The organism is Paenibacillus sp. HJGM_3 (assembly GCF_045062745.1).
Lineage (GTDB): Bacteria > Bacillota > Bacilli > Paenibacillales > NBRC-103111 > Paenibacillus_AA.
Genome location: NZ_JBJGED010000004.1, coordinates 116,194 through 137,264 on the forward strand (window position 1 = coordinate 116,194; position 21,071 = coordinate 137,264).

At 59.5% G+C, this 21,071-nt stretch carries 20 protein-coding genes; 12 read left to right on the plus strand and 8 right to left on the minus strand.

Translation table 11 applies throughout. The annotated features are described in order from the left end of the window. Nucleotides 1–143: 143 nt before the first annotated feature. The 3 genes from ACI5FR_RS06215 to ACI5FR_RS06225 all read left to right on the plus strand — a co-directional run bounded on the left by ACI5FR_RS06215 (nt 144) and on the right by ACI5FR_RS06225 (nt 3,526). Entirely contained in the window at nt 144–2,288 is a 2,145-nt protein-coding gene (locus ACI5FR_RS06215; protein ID WP_405451762.1) for an ABC transporter transmembrane domain-containing protein, read from the plus strand. A gap of 32 nt (nt 2,289–2,320) precedes the next feature. After that, entirely contained in the window at nt 2,321–2,836 is a 516-nt protein-coding gene (locus ACI5FR_RS06220) for a GNAT family N-acetyltransferase (RefSeq protein WP_405451764.1), read from the plus strand. Nucleotides 2,837–3,010: 174 nt separating this feature from the next. After that, nucleotides 3,011–3,526 (plus strand): hypothetical protein, encoded by a 516-nt coding sequence (locus ACI5FR_RS06225; protein WP_405451766.1) that lies wholly within the window; start codon nt 3,011–3,013, stop codon nt 3,524–3,526. A gap of 70 nt (nt 3,527–3,596) precedes the next feature. On the opposite strand, the gene ACI5FR_RS06230 is transcribed toward ACI5FR_RS06225, so the two are convergent. Further along, on the minus strand, nt 3,597–4,136 hold the full coding sequence (locus ACI5FR_RS06230) for a PadR family transcriptional regulator (RefSeq protein ID WP_405451769.1): 540 nt from the start codon (nt 4,134–4,136) through the stop codon (nt 3,597–3,599). 120 nt (nt 4,137–4,256) lie between these two features. Between ACI5FR_RS06230 and ACI5FR_RS06235 the strand changes: the two genes are divergently transcribed. Beyond that, entirely contained in the window at nt 4,257–5,717 is a 1,461-nt protein-coding gene (locus ACI5FR_RS06235; RefSeq protein WP_405451772.1) for a DHA2 family efflux MFS transporter permease subunit, read from the plus strand. 67 nt (nt 5,718–5,784) lie between these two features. Here ACI5FR_RS06235 and ACI5FR_RS06240 read toward each other — a convergent pair whose 3' ends face one another. Further along, nucleotides 5,785–6,702, minus strand: a complete 918-nt coding sequence (locus ACI5FR_RS06240; protein ID WP_405451774.1) for an aldo/keto reductase — start codon at nt 6,700–6,702, stop codon at nt 5,785–5,787. 87 nt (nt 6,703–6,789) lie between these two features. Beyond that, a complete protein-coding gene (locus tag ACI5FR_RS06245; protein WP_405451777.1) occupies nt 6,790–7,830 on the minus strand; it encodes an LLM class flavin-dependent oxidoreductase in 1,041 nt (346 codons plus the stop codon). Nucleotides 7,831–8,026: 196 nt separating this feature from the next. On the opposite strand from ACI5FR_RS06245, the gene ACI5FR_RS06250 reads away from it, so the two are divergent. The 3 genes from ACI5FR_RS06250 (at nt 8,027) to ACI5FR_RS06260 (ending at nt 10,411) form a co-directional block, all read left to right on the plus strand. Beyond that, the gene (locus tag ACI5FR_RS06250) at nt 8,027–8,377 is read left to right on the plus strand and encodes an ArsR/SmtB family transcription factor (RefSeq protein WP_405451780.1); all 351 of its coding nucleotides are present in this window, start codon (nt 8,027–8,029) and stop codon (nt 8,375–8,377) included. 3 nt (nt 8,378–8,380) lie between these two features. Then, nucleotides 8,381–8,890 carry an SRPBCC domain-containing protein gene (locus ACI5FR_RS06255; protein WP_405451783.1) on the plus strand — a complete coding sequence of 170 codons (510 nt, stop codon included), beginning with the start codon at nt 8,381–8,383 and terminating at the stop codon, nt 8,888–8,890. A gap of 174 nt (nt 8,891–9,064) precedes the next feature. Beyond that, nucleotides 9,065–10,411: a DEAD/DEAH box helicase gene (locus ACI5FR_RS06260; protein ID WP_405451786.1), complete on the plus strand. Its 1,347-nt coding sequence runs from the start codon at nt 9,065–9,067 to the stop codon at nt 10,409–10,411. Nucleotides 10,412–10,519: 108 nt separating this feature from the next. Here the strand turns inward: ACI5FR_RS06260 and ACI5FR_RS06265 are convergent, their stop codons facing one another. The 5 genes from ACI5FR_RS06265 to ACI5FR_RS06285 form a co-directional block, all read right to left on the minus strand. Then, a complete protein-coding gene (locus ACI5FR_RS06265) occupies nt 10,520–11,632 on the minus strand; it encodes a GerAB/ArcD/ProY family transporter (protein WP_405451789.1) in 1,113 nt (370 codons plus the stop codon). Nucleotides 11,633–11,645: 13 nt separating this feature from the next. Beyond that, nucleotides 11,646–11,855 carry a hypothetical protein gene (locus ACI5FR_RS06270; RefSeq protein ID WP_405451792.1) on the minus strand — a complete coding sequence of 70 codons (210 nt, stop codon included), beginning with the start codon at nt 11,853–11,855 and terminating at the stop codon, nt 11,646–11,648. Between the two features lie 6 nt (nt 11,856–11,861). After that, nucleotides 11,862–13,064 carry a Ger(x)C family spore germination protein gene (locus tag ACI5FR_RS06275; RefSeq protein ID WP_405451794.1) on the minus strand — a complete coding sequence of 401 codons (1,203 nt, stop codon included), beginning with the start codon at nt 13,062–13,064 and terminating at the stop codon, nt 11,862–11,864. After that, nucleotides 13,061–14,581: a spore germination protein gene (locus ACI5FR_RS06280; protein ID WP_405451797.1), complete on the minus strand. Its 1,521-nt coding sequence runs from the start codon at nt 14,579–14,581 to the stop codon at nt 13,061–13,063. Before ACI5FR_RS06280 ends, ACI5FR_RS06275 begins: the two co-directional genes overlap by 4 nt. Nucleotides 14,582–14,742: 161 nt before the next feature. Beyond that, nucleotides 14,743–16,308 carry a catalase gene (locus ACI5FR_RS06285; RefSeq protein ID WP_405451800.1) on the minus strand — a complete coding sequence of 522 codons (1,566 nt, stop codon included), beginning with the start codon at nt 16,306–16,308 and terminating at the stop codon, nt 14,743–14,745. A 274-nt stretch (nt 16,309–16,582) separates the two neighbouring features. On the opposite strand from ACI5FR_RS06285, the gene ACI5FR_RS06290 reads away from it, so the two are divergent. Genes ACI5FR_RS06290 through ACI5FR_RS06310 form a run of 5 tightly spaced genes read left to right on the plus strand, consistent with a single transcriptional unit; the run spans nt 16,583 to nt 21,033 of the window. Beyond that, nucleotides 16,583–17,371, plus strand: a complete 789-nt coding sequence (locus tag ACI5FR_RS06290; protein ID WP_405451803.1) for an ABC transporter ATP-binding protein — start codon at nt 16,583–16,585, stop codon at nt 17,369–17,371. After that, entirely contained in the window at nt 17,337–18,167 is an 831-nt protein-coding gene (locus tag ACI5FR_RS06295; RefSeq protein ID WP_405451806.1) for an ABC transporter permease, read from the plus strand. The genes ACI5FR_RS06290 and ACI5FR_RS06295 overlap by 35 nt, the downstream gene beginning before the upstream one ends. Before the next feature lie 15 nt (nt 18,168–18,182). Further along, on the plus strand, nt 18,183–19,037 hold the full coding sequence (locus ACI5FR_RS06300) for an ABC transporter permease (protein ID WP_405451809.1): 855 nt from the start codon (nt 18,183–18,185) through the stop codon (nt 19,035–19,037). A 44-nt stretch (nt 19,038–19,081) separates the two neighbouring features. Continuing rightward, the gene (locus ACI5FR_RS06305) at nt 19,082–20,704 is read left to right on the plus strand and encodes an FAD-dependent oxidoreductase (protein WP_405451812.1); all 1,623 of its coding nucleotides are present in this window, start codon (nt 19,082–19,084) and stop codon (nt 20,702–20,704) included. Next, on the plus strand, nt 20,701–21,033 hold the full coding sequence (locus tag ACI5FR_RS06310) for a 4Fe-4S binding protein (protein WP_405451814.1): 333 nt from the start codon (nt 20,701–20,703) through the stop codon (nt 21,031–21,033). The genes ACI5FR_RS06305 and ACI5FR_RS06310 overlap by 4 nt, the downstream gene beginning before the upstream one ends. Nucleotides 21,034–21,071: the final 38 nt, after the last annotated feature.

The following is a 21,071-nucleotide window of genomic DNA, read 5'->3' on the forward strand; positions in this document are numbered from 1 at the left end:
TTAGCAGTAGGAAACCGATTACGCTACGGATAGTAGTCAGCGACGGTACCGCGAGGTAGTACTTAACCTCGCCGGGCCGTCGTTTTTGTTTTACAGTCCAAGGAAACTGAGGTAATCTAGGGGTATTGGAAGGCGGGATCTCATTGCAGTTCATACGAGCTATGTTGCGCCATTTTTCCCCTCATAAGGGCCTGCTCGCCCTTGTCGTTCTTAGCATCTTGATCGAAGTGGCTTATGCGGTGGCGACACCCGTGAGCCTGCAATATATGGTGGATAACGCTTTAACGCCCAAGGACTTTCGGGTGTTCGTCCTGATCATGGGAATCCTGCTCGTCGGCGGAATCCTGAATATCGCGGCCAACGCCAGCGGCGACTACGCGACCGGCCGACTCAGCGGCGAAATCATCCGGAAGCTGAGGATGGAGCTGTTCCAGCATGTGCAGCGAATGCCCTTCTCCTTCTTCCGACGCTATCAGGTAGGGGATCTGGTCACCCGGTTCGACTCCGACATGGCTTCCATGGAGGGAACAATCCGCAGCACAACGCCGTTCTTCCTGAGGGAAACGTTCGTCATCCTGCTCGGGCTCGGCATGCTGTTCACCATCGAATGGAAGCTGACGCTCGCCATGGTGGTCGGTTCCTCGCTGATTTACGTGGGCCCCCGGTTGTTACAGGGCCGGGCGGAATCGGCCAACCGGGGCTATAGGGGAGCCCAGGAGCGGTTCTCCAACACGATCGCTGAGATGGCCAAAGGGCATGCGACGATCAAGGGCCTGCATCAGCAGCCGCAGTTCAGGGAGCGGGCGCGGAGGCAGATTCAGGAGATGTTCGCCTTCGGCCTGAAGCTGCATGTCACCAACGCCTTGCTGACGAGACTGCCGCTAACGGCCTTGCTGCTGCTGAACGGCATCATGATGGGCTTTGGCGGGTACTTGATCTTCCACGACGAGCTGACCGTGGGCGGCTTCATGGCGTTCTTAACGCTGTTCATCAGCATAGGGCAGTCGAGCTCCAACATGGGGTATCTGATCCCGAATCTGATCGAGTCCGGCGTAAGCTTCCGGCGCGTAGGCGAGCTGCTGGAGCAGGCGCCAGCTCCGGAGCCGGATCACCCGAGTGAGCTGCGGGCCGTTCCGCCCACTGTGCAGATGGAGCGGGTCACCTTCGGGTATACCGAGGCCGCGAATCAGCTGACTGAGGTGAGCGTCCGGATTGCCGCAGGCACCTATGTCGCGTTCGTCGGGACGAGCGGCTCCGGCAAAAGTACGGCGCTTCAGCTTCTGTATCGGTTTTATGAGCCCCGGCAAGGGACCATCACGATTGGCGGTCATGCCCTCAGCTCCGTCAGCGAAGCCTCGCTGCGCAGCGTGGCTACGATGGTAAGCCAGGAGACGTTCCTCTTCAACGCCTCGATTCGGGACAATCTGCTTCTCGGCCGGACCGACGTCACCGAGGCGGAGATGATCGCGGCGGCGAAGCAGGCGAAAATTCACGATGTCATCGCCCAATGGCCGGAAGGCTATGACACGTGGGTGCATGCGGAGGGCGGCTCGTTGTCCGGCGGGGAGCGCCAGCGCCTCGCCATTGCCCGCGCGCTGCTCCGGCAGCCGAAGCTGCTACTGCTCGACGAGGTGACATCGGCGCTCGACCCGGTGACGGAGGCGGACATCAATGCGCTGATCCTGCAGCTCCGTTCACACGCCACGATCCTCTCAGTCACCCACCGGCTGGCTTCGGTGGTAAGCGCCGATCAGATCTACGTCTTCCAAGAGGGCCGCATCGTCGAATCCGGCACCCATCCGGAGCTGCTGCAGCGGGAGGGCCTCTATGCCCGGCTGTGGATGAAGCAGCATGGGTTCCAGCTGTCCTCCGACGGGCTGCATGCGAGCGTGGAAGGGGAGCGCCTGGCCCGGCTTCCGTTCTTCGAAGGAATCGAGCTCCCACTGCTGCAGGGGATCGCCGAGTTGTTCACCACGGAAGTGTGCCAAGAGGGCGACGTCATCGTACGCGAGGGAGAAGAAGGCCACAAGTTCTACATCATCGTGCGCGGTCAGTTCGAGATCCTGAGGCGCACCGGGGGAGAGGGCTTGAAGCGGGTCGCCCTGCTGGAGGACGGCGACCACTTCGGCGAAATCGCACTGTTACGGGGCATCCCACGGACGGCAACTGTGAAGGCCGTAGGGCCTTCGGTGCTGCTGGCCATGAGGCGGGAAGCCTTCCATCAGCTGACCGTGGAATATCCGCAAATTAACCAGCTCTTAGAGCGTTCTCTGGAACAGCGTATGTAACCCTCGACTGGATAAGGGAAGGAGGTCGCACAATGAAGGTTCCGTTTCAACGAGCCACGGCCGATGAAGAACTGGCGAAGATCAGTTTATTCATGCTGAAGCATAAGAGCGACTTTAATCCCGCCTTCACGACCCTGGACATGTTAGAACAGCTGTATACCAACATGACGCAAGGGTATTTGCACTATGCGATGACGGAAGAAGGCCGCGTCGTGGTTGCCGGGGCCTATTATCATGGAACCCCAGAGAAACAATTCGCCGACCGGCACGTGGTCTTTATCGATTACGTTATCCTGGACCCCGCTTATCGGGGGACGACCCTGTTCCTCCAGAGCCTCCAGCATATTGTAGGGTGGGTCCGGGAAGCGCATCCGGAAGCGACGGAGCTTCGATTGAAAGCGATGTCGGACAATCTCCGGGTGTGCCGATTGTATGGGAAGTTCGTTCAACCTAGCTATAAGGAAGACACTCCGTACGGTGAAATGACGGTGTTTTGTGAAAATATTAACCAAATTGTGGCTATCTTAAAAAAATTTGATCGTTTATAATGTAAGAGTAAGGAAAATCGGACGAAAGGGGGAAGGGGCTATGGCATTAATACCTCCAAGGAATGAAATTAAAAAAGGCAGCGGTTTCGGCAGAATTGTGACGTTGAACGACTCCTTGCGTACCCAACTCGCAACGAAATAATGTCATTTCTGTATCGGCCATGCAGAATGGAAATGGATCACGAGGCTTATGCCAACTTTCTGATCGAACATCAGCAGGAATTGAACTTGCCTTATCCGTTTGCGATCAAGCTTAGTTTCCTCAGCAGCCCGCTCCTGTTCGGGCAGGGGCTGCTCATCTTCGAGGAAGAGTCCTTCGAGGTGATCGGCGCCGCCGGTTTCGTCTGCGGAACCGGGGCGAACAACTACGAGGATCGGCACATCTGCCAGGTCGAGGTAGCGTATCTGCTCCCCGTCTACCGGCGAACCCCGTTGTTCGCTCTCAGCCTGCACGCGGTTGTAACCCTCATGAAGGAAGAGGAGCCCGGAGTCGAGCAAGTCCAATTCTGGGCATCGACTGGCGAGGTGGAGTACCGGAGATTGTTCTCGAAGTTCCTAGCGTTGCCGGGAGCGTCCGCCCTGCAAGAGGGCAGCCTCACCTGCTACCGGATCCCCTTTTCGGCCCTGGAAGCTTACAGTCAGCGGCTAAGGCAAGGGCGAGTGGAGTCGCCGGCCGTACGACCGATCTGAATATACGACCGAACCTGCTGCCCGTGGAGGCGGCTTTTTTCGTTGTGCGCTCATGAGCCGGAATCCGCCGTCAGTCGGGTTGCGGCTCTTCTCCGTGCTCTGGCAATTGCTGCAGCGCCCATTCCGCCCACTCCAGATCGGATTGGTAGTAGAAGCGTGCCTTCTGAATAAGAAGGACGACCGGGAGCGGCGAGGCGTTCGGCGGGCTCTTATAGGCCTCGATTTTGGCTTGCAGCCACTTCAGCCGTTCGTTGCAATAAGCCACGCGCTGCTCGAGCAGGAGGCGGATATCTGCGGGATCGCCCTGCTCCATGCAATACAGCTTGAGCGTCAGCTCATCCCGCGTCACCGGATCGTCGGCCGGCACCCCTAGCCAGGCGCGAAGGGCCTCCTTGCCTTTGTCGGTCAAGGAGTACACCTTCTTATCCGGCTTGTCCGTCTGCACGACCAGGACGTGCTGCACGAGGCCGTCGCTCTCGAGCTGGGCGAGCAGCGGATAGATCTGGCTGTGCTTCGCCGGCCAGAACGGCTTGATCTTCAACATGAGGTCGTACCCGGAATCCGCCGAGCGCGAGAGCAGGCTCAGCAGGCCGTAGGCCAATGTATTCATCGCAATTTGACTCCATATGTCAGTTTTGACAGATCACCCGGACGGGCGTATAATGAGTTGGTTCAAATTATATGTAATTCTATACATATAAGCAAATGGAGTGGAGAGAGAGGCATCTATATGGATCAAGAAGAGCAACAACCGAGGATCCGGTTCTGGCCGATCATGATCGCCATCTTCGTCGGTTCGTTCTTATGCGTACTGGCATCGAGCACGATTACGATCGCCCTGCCGATCTTGCAGGATCATTTCGAGACGAGTCTGAGCACGATCCAATGGACGATGACGGGCTTCATGCTGGCGATGGGGACGTTCGCTCCGATCGTCGGCTACCTGGGGGAGCGATTCAGCTACAAGTGGCTGTTCACGGGCGCTCTGATCGGTTTCACGCTCGCCTCGTTCCTCTGTGCGGTGGCCTGGAACGAATATTCCCTGATCGCGTTCCGAACGCTGCAGGGGACGTTCAGCGGACTCATCGTCCCGGCGTCGATGGCGGTTATTTATCAGGTCATTCCCCGGGAGCGGCAGGCGATGGCGATCGCGCTTTGGTCGCTCGCCGCGATGATGGCGCCCGCGATCGGCCCGACACTCGCCGGCTGGCTGCTGCAGAACTTTGCGTGGCAGTGGCTCTTCCTCATGAATCTCCCGATCGGGATTGTCGCTATCGTCCTCGTTGTGATGTGCATTCCGTATTACCGGCTTAGCGTGCCGAAGAAATTCGACGGCTTCGGACTCCTTACCGTTATTCTTAGCAGCAGCTCCCTGCTCCTTGCCCTCGGCCAAGGGCATAACTGGGGCTGGGGATCGGCCGGCATCATCTCCCTCTTCGTCTTCGGCGGGGCGATGCTGATCGCGTTCATCTGGCGGGAGCTGACGACCGAGACGCCGCTTCTGAATCTCAGAGTGTTCGCCTATGGACGCCATACCCTGAACTTGTTGATCACCGTCATTCTGACGGTCAGCCTGTACTCCGGCACTTTGCTCACGCCGCTGTTCCTGCAGCGTATTCAGCAGGTGTCGGCCATGGATACCGGGCTCATCATGCTGCCGGCTTCCCTCGTGATGGCGCTCATCATGCCGGTCATCGGCAAGCTGTACGGATCGATCGGCCCGCGAGTGCTGATGGCGATCGGGATCCCGCTGCTCGCCCTCGGGACCCTTATGCTCAGCTGGCTCAGCCTCGACGTGCCGCACAGCTACATCGTCTGGTGGATGATCGTGCGCAACCTCGGGATCGCCATGGTCATGATGCCGGCGAGCAACGCCGCCATGGAGCGCATCCCTCGTCATCTGACCGGGCACGCCTCGTCGATCTCGAACTGGCTGCGCAACGTCTTCGGCTCGTTCGCGATCGCGATCTTCACGACGCTGCTCGCGTCTCGCTCGGCGCAGCATGCGCAGGAGATGGCGATGGCCGGGGATACGAACCAGCAGCATATCGGCATGATGGCGTTCACAATGAGCGTCAATGATGTGTATCTGATCGCTACCGCGATCGCGGCGGTGGCGTTCCCGCTCGCGCTGTTCGTCCGAAAGCTGAAGGTGACGGACCTTCGGGAGAAGGATAAGCTGGCGGCGTAATGCCAAGAACCCCCAATCGGCTCTGAGATCCGCTCAGGCCGGTTGGGGGTTCTTGGCGTACCCACTCTTAAGGCAGTATATTGCCGGCAGCCCGGAATATATCATACCATTCGGCACGCGTGAGCTGAATCTCGCTCGCCTTGCAGCTGTCCTTCAACCGGTCGATGTTCATCGTCCCGATGATCGGCTGCATGCGGGCGGGATGGCGCAACAGCCACGCGATCGCGATTGTCGTATTGCTGACTTCATATCGCGCCGCGATCTCATCAATCTTTTGGTTCAATTCCGGGAATTTCTCGTTGCCGAGGAACACGCCTTCGAAGAACCCGTATTGGAACGGCGACCAAGGCTGTATCGTGATATCCTGCAGCCGGCAAAAATCGAGGATGCCGCCGTCGCGGTTCACGGCCGCGGCGTTCTCCATATTCACGTTGAATCCGCTGGAAATCATCGTGGCGTTCGTGATGCTCAGCTGCAGCTGGTTGGCCACGATCGGCTGCTGAACCGATTTCTTCAGCAGCTGGATCTGCATCGGATGCTGGTTGGACACGCCGAAATGACGCACCTTCCCGGAGCGCTCCAGCTGATCGAACGCCTCGGCCACTTCCTCGGGCTCCACCAGCGTATCCGGCCGGTGCAGCAGCAGAGCGTCCAGATACTCCGTTCTCAGCCGCTTCAGGATGCCGTCCACCGACTCCAGGATATGTTCCTTGGAGAAGTCGAACATGCCTTTCCGAATGCCGCACTTCGATTGCAGGATGAGCTTCTCCCGAATGGTCGCATTCATCCCGATCGCATCCGCGAAGATCTCCTCGCAAGCGCCCGCCCCATAAATATCCGCATGGTCGAAGAAGTTCGCGCCTTCCTCCAGCGCCGTCCGGACGAAGCGATCGGCCTCGGTTTTGTCGAGCGACTTAATCCGCATGCAGCCTACCGCTACGACCGGCACCTCTAAGGCGCTTGTTCCCAGTTTCATCGTTCTCATGATGGATGGGACCTCCTGTTCCGTAATGAATGAGTAGCCCAGCTATGTACCCTTATCCATTGTGACACAGCGGACGGGCGGATTCAATCAGGAGCGTCGAGCCAGCTCCCGCCGCACGATCGGGGCGACTCGGGTGCCGAGCAGCTCGATGGCCCGCAGCACTTCCCGATGCGGCATCGAACCGACATTGACATGCAGGAAGAACCGCGTGATCCCCAGGTTCTGACGCAGCAGTATAATCTTCTCCGCCACGTATTCGGGATCGCCCACATACAGCGCGCCCCTCAGGCTGCGCGCCGCGTCGAACGTGGCGCGGTTGTAAGGCGGCCAGCCCCGCTCGCGGGCGATGACGTTCATCTGCGCGGCGGTGGACGGGTAGAACCGATCGGCCGCCTGCTCCGTCGTCTCGCCGACGAAGCCGTGCGAGTGCGTCGCTATAGGCAGCTTGGCGGGATCGTGCCCGGCCCGGGCGGCAGCCTCCTTGTAGAGCGCGACCAGCGGAGCGAACCGTTCGGGCATGCCGCCGATGATGGCGAAGGCGATCGGCAGCCCCAGCGTGCCGGCCCGCACGGCGGATTCCGGATTCCCGCCGCTCGCGATCCAGACGGGCAGCGGGTTCTGCACCGAACGGGGATATACGCCGAGGTTCTGGATCGCCGGACGGTGACCGCCGCGCCAACTTACCTTCTCCGAGGCGCGGATCGCGAGGAGCAGCTCCAGCTTCTCCTCGAACAGCTCGTCATAGTCGTCCAGGCTGTAGCCGAACAACGGGAACGACTCGATGAAGGAGCCTCGGCCCGCCATAATCTCGGCGCGGCCGTTCGACAGGCCGTCCAGGGTCGAGAACGATTGGTACACGCGCACCGGATCGTCCGAGGACAGCACGGTGACGGCGCTCGTGAGCCGGATCCGCTTGGTGACCGGCGCCGCGGCCGCGAGTACAACCGCAGGGGCGGTGCCCGCATAATCCGGGCGGTGGTGCTCCCCGATCCCGTAGACGTCCAGCCCGGCCTGGTCGGCGATGATGATCTCCTCGACCGCATTGCGCAACCGTTCGGCATGGCTTATAATCTGGCCTGTCACGGGGTCAGGCGTCGTTTCCAGAAAAGTACTGATTCCAATCTCCATCGCTCCGGCAAGGTCAGCCAGGGGGATCGCCTCCTTATTCCTATTCAGATTACTCCTGACTCCCATCATAAGGGAAGCCGCGGCAGTTCGCTAGTGGCTTAAAATATTCCTTGACAGGAATATTCCTGGTGCAGTATTTTAAAGAGAGGAGTACAAGAGTCGCCCCGAAGTGAGGTGAAGAATCGAGGACAATCACATGGACACTTCGACCATTAACGCCTTAAGCGAACCGAATCGCTTACGCATCGTAGAGCTACTGATCGACGGCGCCCTGCCGGTAGGGGAAATTTCCGAACGCCTGCAGCTGCGGCAGCCTCAAGTCTCCAAGCACTTGCGCGTTCTGTTGAACGCCGGGCTAGTCGAGGTTCACGCTGATGCCAACCGTCGGCTTTACCAGCTCCGGATGGAGCCCTTCCAAGCTTTGGATGAATGGCTGTCCACTTATCGCGGTGTCATGGATTCCTCGATGGACCATCTGGAGCACTACATGCAAAAGCTGAATTTTAGTAATCCCCAATCCAAACCAATTGATTCCAAGGAGGAATAAGTCATGGCGAGTTCGATGATCACGAAGGTAGACGGACGGGAGTTAACGCTGGAGCGGGTGTTCCAGGCGCCGCGCGAGCTGGTGTTCCGGGCGTTCTCCGAAGCCGAGCATTTGAAGAAATGGTGGGGGCCTCGCGGCTGGGAGCTCACGGTCTGCAATATCGATTTTCGTCCAGGCGGCGTCTGGCATTACTGCATGAAGTGCACTGACAAGAACCAAGAGCAGTTCTACGGGTTCGAGTCTTGGGGCAAAGGGGTGTACCAGGAGATCGTGCAATCCGAGAAATTCGTCTATGTGGATTACTTCTCGGACGCCGAGGGCAACGAAGCCGAGGGCATGCCGGCTCCTCTGATCACGAATACCTTCTTGGAGCACGAAGGCAAGACAAAGCTCGTCAGCCATGCGGTTTATGAGTCTGCCGAAGCGCTCAAGTCCGTAATCGAGATGGGCATGGAGCAGGGCATTACCGAAACTTGGGATCGTCTCGAGGAGCATCTGCAATCGGTTCAATAAGGTTAAAATACACGAACGGGAAGCGAGTGATCGCTTCCCGTTGTTCTGTTCCCAAGTGTGGTATCCCAATCTGCCCATTGATCTTACTCGCCGTTCTATGGTATGACGTATAGGAACGGTTTCGAGAGACGACGCTTATAGGTAGATAGAGTTCTCGACCATGAAGGAGACCTTATGACATTTCAAGATTTGCAGATTGCTCCCGCCATCCTAAAAGCGCTGCGGGAGGAACAGTATACGAAACCGACGCCGATCCAGGAGCAAGCGATTCCTTCCGTGCTGGCAGGCCGCGATTTGTTCGGCTGCGCCCAGACGGGGACGGGCAAGACGGCCGCGTTCGCGCTGCCGATCATCCAGCGGCTGAGCGAGCAGCCCGTGAAGCCGAACGCGCCGCGCCGGATCCGCTCGTTGATCCTGACCCCGACCCGGGAGCTCGCGATCCAGATCGACGACAACATCCGCGCGTACGGACGGTACACCTCTCTGCGGAGCGCGGTGATCGTGGGCGGGGTGTCGCAGCGTGCGCAGGAGCAGGCGCTGGAGAGAGGCGCCGATATCGTCATCGCTACACCGGGGAGACTCATCGACCTCATGAACCAGAGCGTCGTCGACCTGCGTCACGTGCAGATTCTCGTGCTGGACGAGGCGGACCGGATGCTTGATATGGGCTTCATCCACGACATGAAGAAGATTATCGCCAAGCTGCCGACGGAGAGACAGACGCTGTTCTTCTCGGCTACGATGCCGCCGGAGATCGCCAAGCTGGTGCAATCGCTGCTCGTCAATCCGGTCAAGGTGGAGATCACGCCCGTCTCGTCGACGGTGGATCGGATCCAGCAATCCGTCTATCTGGTGGACAAGGAGAACAAGCTGAATTTGTTAAACCTGCTGCTGCAAGACCCCTCGATCGATTCGGCTCTGGTGTTCACCCGCACGAAGCACGGGGCGGACCGCGTCGCGAAGGGCTTGACCAAGGCGAAGATCACGGCGCAGGCCATTCACGGCGACAAGTCCCAGAACGCCCGCCAGGCGGCGCTCAACAATTTCAAGAGCGGGGCGACGCGCGTACTCGTGGCGACGGACATCGCGGCCCGGGGCATCGACATCGAGGAGCTCTCCCACGTCATCAACTACAATCTCCCTAACATTCCCGAGACTTATGTGCATCGTATAGGCCGGACGGGCCGGGCGGGGCACAGCGGGGTCGCCATCTCCTTCTGCGAATATGAAGAGCTGCCGTATCTGAAGGACATCGAGAAGCTGATCAAGAAGACGGTGCCCCAGGTGAAGGATCACCCGTATCCGATGGTGAACATGGCACCGGCCCCCAAGCAGGAACCGACTCCGCAAGGGAGAAGGGCCGCGAAGCCCGTAGTGGCGGGGAAGGCCGCAGCGACGGGGAAGGCCGAAGGCTCCTCGAAGTCCGAAGGCTCCGCCAAGGTGGAGGGAGCGGGCAAAACGCCGGTCATGCAGTCGGCCCAAGGCCAGGCCAAGCCGTCGAACAGACGGTGGAGAAGGTAGCCCGTTCGTCCGCCGGAGCATGAACAACACAAGGACCCTCCAGCACGTGGGAGGGTCCTTACACTCCCCCTTTTGGAAAGCGGTTGCAACTTTGTCAAAGGAGCGGTTTTAAGAAGGCTGGGACGCGTCCGGGTTGATCATCCGCTTCACCCCTCCCACGATCAAGAGGAGGAGCGGAATGACGCCGCACATCGTGATGATATAAGGCAGAAATACGGTGGAGTCCCAGTTCTGCATGTAGACGGTGTTGGGGTAGACGACAATCGAGAACACGACCAGCAGGATGCCGAACGGGAGCGTGAGGGTCCGGGAGCTCTTCAACCGGAGCAGCTCGGAGAAGCTCGACGTCCAGCCGTAGTAATAAAACGTCGTTTTGAAATAAGTCGTCACGAACCATAATCCGGCCATGACAGCCTCGATCCGTTGAAAAAAGTTGCCGATGTTGATTTTTTTGACCAGGGCATAGCTGGGAAACATACTTCTCGCCGTAATATCTGCACCTAGAATCCAAATGCACAACAAGGTCATCAGCATGAAGCTTATCCCGGCGAGCAGCGCGGCGAGCAGCATCCCGATCCGGGCTTTGCCCGGGTTCTGAACGTTCGGGATCAGGGCGAACAGGAACAGGATGGGGAAGTAAGCCGTTCCCGCAACGTCGAACCCGGAATTGATCATCGGCATCCAGCCGGTCTCGAAGATCGGCAGCATGTTCTCGGGTTTCATCTCCGGAGCGAGCGTAGCCAGCAAGACGACGAAGAGGAAGAGGAACCACGGCAGCATCAGTTCCGATGAGCGGCCAAGCGTCTCGAGCCCCAAACGGACGCCCATCACGACAATAAAGGCAAAAAAGGCGTTGATCAACACAAGCGGGGTCTGCGGAAGGAACTGCGTTTTGAAAAAGTCGCCGACATAAAACAAGACGGTCGCCGCCCCGATGAAGGAGTAGAAGGAGAATATCAACCCAATCAGAAAGCCCAGCCATCGCCCCAAGACAGCTTCGCAAATCCCTACAAATGATTTGCCGGGATATAACCGCCACAAGGCGAAATACAGGAACAAGATGATCGCGCCAATCGCAATGCCGGCGACGGCCCCGAGCCACGCGTCCTGCTTGCTGGCAGCCGCCAGTCCCGAGGGGATAACCAAGATCGTGGTCCCGACGGAATAGAGGTAGACGAGGACGATGAATTGTCTGTGGGAAATTTTTCCATTATCCTGCATTTTGAGGTCCTCCTTACTTGAGAAACGGTCCAAACACGAAAGCAATCCAATCGAGCGGATTCGGGATGTTCACCTTCAGGGATTTGGCGATGCCTAAAGCCGTTCCCAATAGCAGCAGGGGCGTGAAAACCCATAGATCCCGCTTAGAAGCTTTGACGGTCGGCAAATCGATGGCCGCGCATACCCCGGCGACCAATACTACGGCAGCACTCACCACCCACATTGTTCTCTACTCCTCCAGATCTTCCATAAATGAATTCGTCACGGTACCGGTTCGCCCGATCTTGACATCCGCCTTAATCTCGAAGTCCGCCTCCGAGAAACGCCGGTCCCAATCGGATTTGACCTTCTCCCAGGCCGCGGGGTTGCTTCGGTGCAGGGAATTGCCGAAGCCGAAGTAATCCGTCTTGTATCGCGTTTGGGCGGTTTTCAGGGCATGGGAGAGGATTTGCTCCAGCCTCTGCTCGGATCTCTTCTCCAAATCCTCAATCGTCTCGGGACGGGTCAGATCGATCCGGCACTCAACCTCTCCCACATTCTGTTCCACATGCAGGTTGACCGAAAGCTTCGGTTTCCCGTCTTGAAACGTCACTTTCATCTTGGCTTCCGAATGCATAACTTGGACCGCGATATGGCCGTCCTGCGGACAAGAGATATGACCGACCGTGCTCTTCACTTTATTGACCATATAGCTATAGCCTTTACTGTCCTCTTCGTTCAGCCAACCGATCAGGCGATCCTTCCGGAACACCGCCATATAGGCGTTTTCCAGCTGAGCGGGAGGAGAAATTGCATCCAAATTCTGTTTGGTGGTCCCTTTAGCCGCATCTCCGCTCACCACAACCCCACTGAGCACCGGACTTCGGCCCCGGCTAACCAAGTCGGCTACGAATTGGTCGAGCGGGACGGCCGTCGCCGGGGCCCACGCCTTCTCCGCCGTCTGGAGGGATTTGTACAATTTGTTGGCGGGCACTTTATCAAGCGGGGTGAAGATGTTTAAGACCTGGGCCGCGGTCGATCCCTTGGCCACCATGAGGTAGAAGTCGGTTCGGAGCTCATAGTCCCGGGACAACAAATCCAACGCTTCACCTACGCCTTCCCTCGCTAGCGATTCTCCTATTAAAACGACGCGAAGATGGGCCCCATAGATCTTTCTCGGACTCGTCATAGTCATTCGCCGAATCGCTTCGAACAGAGTCGCTCCCTTGGCCTGATACATCGTTACCGGAGTCTGCCCGCTGTTGCCGGCCTTGCGCGCCGTCACTTCCCCCGGCTGAACGACTTGAGTGGTGACCGTGTACTCGCCGTCCGCACGGTCGATGCCCATCGCCACGGTGATCGCCAGATCGTTCATCTCCCGGCGGTCCCAACAGCCCGGAAGGGTCAGGAGAATCAGGGCGAGCAGGAGCGATAGGAACGGCTTCTGGCTCACGGGCGGCCTCTTTTCTTCCCCTGCCCGGCCGATGGTTGCCGGCCGCGAATCGGATTCAGCTTGGCGAAGATGCCCGGCCGTTTCGTCATGCTCGGACGGGGGACGCGAACCAGAACATCCTTCAGATCGCTTCGCACTACCGGACCGATCGGGGTCATGTAAGGGACGCCGAAGGAGCTCAGGCTGCTCAGATGCAGGATCAACGCGGCGATGCCGAGGAAGATGCCGTACATTCCGAACGCCGCGGCGAGTCCCATGAACAGGAAACGGATGATACGCACTGCGATAGACATGCCGAACTCGGGAATGACGTAGCTGGAGATCGCTGTGATCGAGACGATGATGATCATGGCGGCGGAGATGATGCCGGCTTCCACGGCCGCTTGTCCTATGACGAGCGTGCCGACGATAGAGACGGCTTGTCCGACGGCCCGGGGCATCCGTATTCCGGCTTCCCGGAGAATTTCGTACGTGGCCTCCATTACCATCGCTTCGATGAATGTAGGAAAAGGTACCCCCTCCCGCTGAGCGCCTAAGCTGATTAACAGCGGTGTGGGCAGCATCTCCTGATGAAACGTTGAAACGGCAATATAAAGCGCCGGGACCAGGGTGGCGATGAAGAGACATAAATATCGGAGCATCCTCAGCAGGGTGCTGATGTCGGCGCGCTGATAATAATCTTCGGCCGATTGGAAGAATTGGACGAACAGCGCCGGGACGATCAGCACATGCGGGGTCCCGTCGATCAGGATCGCGATGCGGCCTTCCAGCAAGGAAGCGGCCACCGTATCGGGCCGTTCGGTATTCTGGACGGTCGGGAAGAGGGTATAAGTCTCGTCCTGAATGAATTCCTCGATATAGCCGCTTTCGAGAATCGAATCCGTATCGATGCGTGCGAGACGCTCGGTCAATTCATTCAACGCGATCTCGGAGGCGATCCCTTCGATGTACATGATCGAGACGTTCGTATGCGTGACACGGCCGATCCTCTGATTTTTCAGCAGCAGCTTCGGAGTTTTGATAATGCGGCGAATAAGCGCGGTGTTGACCCGGATATTCTCCGTAAACGCTTCCTTCGGCCCCCGAATGACCGTCTGATTGACCGGTTCGGAAACGGCGCGCTGCTCCCAGCCGGCCATGGAGATTTGAAGGCCGCGAGCATGACCATCCGGGAGAAGGACGACATACCCGTTCATGAGCGCGTCCAAGACGGCGTCTTGACCGTCCACCTCCTGGAGCTGCCCGACGGTCAACACGGAATTTTTCAGCCGGTCCAGAAGAGGCCAGTCTTCTGGCTCGCCCTCCGAGGTGCCGTGAGCAATCAACGGTTCCAAGATGAATTGGTGGATCGATTTCTCTTCGGTCAAGCCGTCTATGTAGAGGACCGCAATCAGAACCGAGTGATCGGGCCCGATCCGAAGCTCGCGGATGATCAGATCGTCGCTCCCGCCTACGCCGGTTCGGATGCCGTCGAGGTTCAGTTTCAGGTCGGAGTGCAGCTTAAGATTGTCATTCACGTGGCATGCCACCCTGTCCTACTAAGATGGGGAGTAGTATTGCCTCGCGAATCTTGAATTATTCGAACCGGCAGGGTTACGAATCGCATCCTCGGCCCGAACAGGCCATCCCGGCGAGGGACGGCCTATTCGTGCATTCTATGAATCTTCTGAGTTTCCCATCAATACCCGTCCGTAGGGCGGCCGGACTGTTCGGCCAGCTCGGCTCCCTCTCGACCGGCGGAGGAGCCGAGATGGGTCGAGTCCGCCTTCGCTTGCTCGAGCCCTTCCTTCACCCGACGCCCATAGTCCGGATCGGCCTGCGTGAAATGGCCGATCATCTTCGACTGGATCTCCGGGTGGCAAATTTTCAGTGCATCTACGAGATTCGCCACCAGCTCGTCGCGCTCCCACGGCTCGAACTTGCGATAGGTGTCGCCCGCCTGGCCGAAGTCGTTCGGCCGGCTGATCTTCTCGCGCACGAGCTTATCGTTGTACGCCGGCTCATGCTCGGCACCGGGAGAAGGAGCCTCCTTCAACCCTCCGAGGGAAGAGGGCTCATAGTTCACGTGCGGGTTCTGGCCGGGCGCGCTGTCTACGACGAATGCCATCTGGCCGTCCCGCTGGTTCGTCGCCACATGGGTCTTGGGCGCATTGATGGGCAGCTGGAGGTAGTTCGTCCCTACGCGATAGCGCTGCGTGTCCGAGTACGAGAACGTCCGGCCCTGCAGCAGCTTGTCGTCCGAGAAATCGAGTCCGTCGACCAGCACCCCGGTGCCGAAGGCCGCCTGCTCGACTTCGGCAAAATAGTTCTCCGGGTTCCGATTCAGCACCATTTTTCCTACAGGCAGGAAGGGGAACCGCTCGTGATCCCACAGCTTGGTCGGATCGAGCGGGTCGAAATCCAGTTCCGGATGCGGGCCATCGCTCAGGATCTGCACGCACAGCTCCCACTCCGGGTAATCGCCGCGGTCGATCGCTTCGTACAAGTCTTGGGTGGCATGGTGAATGTTCTTGGCTTGAATCGCTTCGGCCTCTTGCGCCGTCAAGTTCTTGATGCCTTGCTTCACGGGCTCCCAGTGGTATTTAACCAGCACGGCTTCCCCCGCTTGATTGACCCACTTGTATGTATTGACGCCCGATCCTTGCATCTGACGATAGTTGGCGGGAATGCCCCACGGGGAGTAAACGAACGTCACCATGTGCGTCGCTTCGGGAGAATTGGCGACGAAGTCGAAGAACCGCTCCGGGTTCTGCAGATTCGTGACCGGATCGGGTCGGAACGCATGCACCATGTCCGGGAACTTGAGCGGGTCGCGAATGAAGAAGATCTTCAGGTTGTTGCCGACCAGGTCCCAGTTGCCGTCCTCGGTGTAAAACTTGGTCGCGAAGCCGCGAGGATCGCGGAGCGTCTCCGGCGAGTGGCCGCCATGGATGACCGTAGAGAACCGGACGAAGACCGGCGTGCGCTTCCCGGCATCTTGGAACAGCTTGGCCCGGGTATACTTCGAGACCGGTTCGTCGCCCACTTTGCCATACGCTTCAAAATATCCGTGAGCGCCGGCGCCGCGGGCATGCACGACCCGCTCGGGAATGCGCTCCCGGTCGAAGTGGGAGATTTTCTCGAGGAAATGATAATTCTCGAGCGTCGAAGGACCGCGGTTGCCGACGGTACGAATATTCTGGTTATCTGAGATCGGATGGCCTTGCCGATTCGTCAGCGTTTGCGCTTGCGTCTCTTTTTCCATAGGGATGAACAGGCTCCTTATCCATGATGTGGGACTCCGGCCATAGTATGAGAACAGCGAGAACCGATTATGCACGTATAAAAAATAGGCGTTGACAGATCGGAGGCCGCCGTGTAGAATCCATGTATACAATAATTCCTATTGGAATAATATGAATTAACCAAAACCGCATGGCAAGCACGCAGTCGACCGTTTGTACGGAGGCATTCCTATCCAGGAGGATAGGGATGCCTTTTTTGCTTAATCCGGGGTATCGAGAAGAGGAGGAATGGTTATGAGTGCGTCATCGGCGGCCCCTCTGTTGGACATCCGCCAGCTGAACAAGACGTTTCACACGAGCAAAGGTCCGGTTCCGGCACTGGAGAACATTGAACTGGGCATCAAGGAAGGGCAGTTCATCACCGTCATCGGCCCGAGCGGCTGCGGCAAGAGCACGCTGCTCAAGATTATCGCCGGACTGGATGTCGATTACGACGGCGTCGTCCAGCTCGGGGGCCGGCCGGTAGCGGGGCCGGGGATTGACAAGGGATTCATCTTTCAAGAGCCCCGGCTGTTCCCCTGGCTCACCGTCGAGAAGAACATCGCGGCCGACTTATCGCTAAGAGACGCGGACACGAAGCGGAAGGTGGAGGAGCTGATCGAGCTCGTCCGGCTGACCGGCTTCGAGAAGGCGTACCCCCGGGAGCTCTCCGGAGGGATGGCCCAGCGGGTGGCGATCGCGCGCGCTCTGCTGCGCAATCCGAAGGTGCTGCTGCTCGACGAACCGTTCGGGGCGCTCGACGCATTCACCCGGGCACACATGCAGGAAGTGCTGATCGACATCTGGCAGAAGAACAAGACGACGATGATCTTCGTCACGCACGACATCGACGAGGCGATCTACTTGGGAGGACGGATCGTCATCCTGAAGCCCCGTCCGGGCCAGATTCGCAAGGTGGTCCCCGTCGATCTGCCGTATCCCCGCCGCAAAGCGAGCGTCTCGTTCCAGGAGCTGCGTCTCAAGGTGCTGAGCGAGTTCGAGCGAATCGATGAGCTGGAGCTGGTCGACAGCTCCGGCATCTGACGAGGAGGCGAGAGCTATGACCAACCGAAAACGCAAGTTTCGTTATTTCCTGGTGGGCGCTCTGCTCCCCGTGACGCTGCTCGTAGTGTGGCAGCTGCTCGGGAGTCTCGGCCTCCTCTCGACGCTGCTGTTCCCTCCACCGCTCAAGATCGGAGGAGCCCTGATGAAGCTCGCGTCATCCGGTGAGCTGGCCGAGCATCTGCAAGTGAGCCTGCTGCGTGCGCTTGCGGGCTTCGCCCTGGGAGGCGGAGCCGGGCTAATCGTCGGCACGCTGGTCGGCCTGTTCCGGAAGACGGAGAAGGCGCTCGATCCGACCGTCCAGATGATCCGGATGGTGCCGCACCTGGCGATCGCCCCGCTGTTCGTCCTCTGGTTTGGGATCGGCGAGCTGTCCAAGGTGCTGCTGATCGCGACCGGCGCCTTCTTCCCGCTCTACATCAATACGTTCCTTGGCATTCGGAATCTGGATAACAAGCTGTTCGAAGTAGCCCGTGTGCTCGGCTTCAGCCGGGGCAAGCAGATCGTGAAGCTCGTCTTGCCGGCGGCTCTGCCGAACATCCTGCTGGGCGTTCGGATCTCGCTGGGCGTCTCCTGGCTCGGCCTCGTGGTGGCGGAGATCATGGGCTCCACCTCCGGCATCGGCTACTTGATGTCGGAAGCCCGGCAGTTCTCCAAGACGCCGATCGTCTTCGTCGGCATTCTCGTCTTCGCGGCGGTCGGCAAGCTGACCGACTCGCTCGTTCGCTGGCTGGAGCGGCTGTCGCTGCAGTGGCGGGATCATTATCCAGGCGGTTAACAAGAAAGGAGGAGGATGGACGTGATCAACAACAAGGCGGATGTGCTCGCCCGGCCGGTGGAGCGGATCCCGGGCGTCAAGCGCAGCCGAATCGGCGCTCGAGGGAGGGAGCGGCTGAATGATGTGTGGCTCGGCGGACTGTTGCCGCTGTTAGTCGCAGTAGTTTGGCAAATCGCCGGGGATTGGGGGTTTGTCTCGCAGCGGTTCCTGCCTACCCCGATCGCGATCGCGGAAGCGGGATTCGAGCTGCTGCGATCCGGGGAGCTCATGCATCATCTCGGGATCAGCCTCGGCCGGGCCGCGCTCGGGTTCCTGCTCGGAGGCGGCCTCGGCCTCGCATTCGGACTCGTAGTCGGCTTATCCCAGCGCGCGGAGAACGTGCTCGACCCGTCTGTACAAATGCTGCGGATGATCCCGCACCTGGCTCTTGCCCCGCTGATCATCCTGTGGTTCGGCTTCGGGGAGCTGTCGAAGGTGCTGATTATCGCGAAGGGCGCTTTTTTCCCGCTCTACATTCATACGTTTCTCGGCATTCGCAGTGTCGACAACAAGCTGTTCGAAGTCGCGCGCGTCCTGGAGTTCAGCCGCACCCGGCGGCTATGGAGGCTTGTGATGCCGGCGGCGCTGCCGAACATTCTGCTCGGGCTGCGCTTATCGCTCTCGCTCTCGTGGCTCGGGCTCGTGGTGGCGGAGCTCATCGGCTCCCAGGCGGGCGTTGGCTTCCTGATCAACTTTGCGAAACAAAACTCGAATACCGAAGTGATCTTCGTCGGGATTCTCATCTTCGCCGTAGTCGGCAAGCTGGTGGATTCGCTTGTGCGGCTGTTGGAGCGGCGCTGGCTGCAGTGGCGGGAAAGCTATCAAGGGTAAACCTGGCATTTCTATTTCAAAAATTGAATTGGGAGGCATATCAAATGAGCAATGGGAGCAATGGGAGCAATGGGAATTTAGCAAACGGCATTCAGTTGGAAGCGGACGTCCTCGTCATCGGAGGCGGGCCGGCCGGCACATGGGCCGCCATAACGGCCGCTTCGTCCGGAGCAAAGGTTGTCCTGGTCGACAAAGGGTACTGCGGCACGAGCGGGGCCACGGCGCCTTCGGGCACCGGCGTCTGGTACGTCAAGCCGGACCAGAAGCTGCGCGAAGAGGCGAAGATGAGCCGATTTACGCTGGGCGGGCACCTCGCCGAGAACGCCTGGATGAATCGGGTGCTCGACCGGACGTACGACAATATGAACAAGCTGGGCGAATGGGGTTACCCGTTCCCGAAGGATGAATTCGGAACGCCGTACCAGAGAGGGCTGCAAGGACCCGAATACATGAAACTGATGCGGAAGCTCGTGCTCAAGGCCGGGGTGAAAATCTTGGACCACAGCCCGGCGCTGGAGCTGCTGGCCGATGAGCATGGCGTCGGCGGGGCCTCCGGGGTGCGGACGCAGAGCGGGGAAACATGGAGCGTGCGGGCGGGAGCGGTCATTATCGCGACCGGCGGCTGCGCCTTCCTGAGCAAGGCGCTCGGCACGAACGTGCTGACCGGCGACGGGTACTTGTTCGCCGCGGAAGCGGGCGCGGAGCTGTCCGGCATGGAGTTCTCCAATGCCTATGCGATCGCGCCGACGTTCTCCACCGTGACGAAGACGGCGTACTACCGTTACGCGACCTTCTACTACGAGGACGGCACGGTCGTCGAAGGCGCCGGCTCGACGCGCGGCCGCTCGGTCATCGCCCGCAACCTGCTGCAGAACCGGCAAGTGTACGCTCGCCTCGACCAGGCGCCGGAGGAGATCCGCCATCTGCTGCGGTACGGGCAGACGAACTTCTTCCTGCCGTTCGACCGGATGGGCCTCGATCCGTTCAAGGACCTGTTCCCGGTGACGCTGCGGCTAGAGGGCACGGTGCGCGGTACAGGAGGCATTCATATTGTCGACGAGACGTGCGCAACGAAGGTGCCGGGGCTGTATGCGGCGGGGGACGCCGCGACGCGCGAGCTGATCTGCGGCGGCTTCACGGGCGGCGGCAGCCACAATGCGGCGTGGGCGATGTCGTCCGGTTCATTCGTCGGTGAGGCGGCGGCCGGGTATGCCCGACGGCTGGGGCCTCAGGCGGGCAAGCGCAGCCTGCGCGGCGTCTCGTCCAGCCCGATCACGAGCCGGAGCGCCGGCCGGCCGGCGGATCGCACCGAGCAGTACGTCCGGGCCGTTCAGGACGAGGTGACGCCGTACGACCGGAATCTGTTCCGGACGGAGCAAGGGCTGAAGAGCTCGCTCGGGCGGCTGGATTCCCTCTGGAGCGACATCCGTCAGGAGGCGGTCACGGAAGACGCGGAAGGCGCGAGAGCCCGCGAAGCGGCTGCGATGACCGCCACCGCCCGCTGGATGTACCGCTCGGCGCTGGCCCGCACGGAGACGCGCGGCATGCACAAGCGCGAGGACTTCCCGCAGTTGGACGCCGCACAGCGCTTCCGCCTCATCGCGAGCGGCCTGGACCAAGTCTCGGTACGCACAGCCGAGGTGGAGAAGGAGGCGGGTGTCGTATGATCGAGATCGTAAGCGAGTCGCGCTGCGTCTCCTGCAACCTGTGCGTGTCGGTCTGCCCGACGAACGTCTTCGACCGCACCGAGAGCGGCGTGCCGGTCATCGCGAGGCAGAGCGATTGCCAGACGTGCTTCATGTGCGAGCTGTACTGCCCGGCGGATGCGCTGTACGTAGCTCCGGATCCGGAGCATAACGACCACGTAACCGAGCAAGCCCTCGAGGAAAGCGGCCTGCTGGGCGGCTATCGGGAGAAGGTGGGCTGGGGGCCGGGCAGGAAGCCGGTCGCCTCCCACGAGTATTTGTATCAATTGGCCACGAAGGCCATTCCATAAGGGATGGCAGGTTTTGATCGGGAAAGAGATTAGGAAGG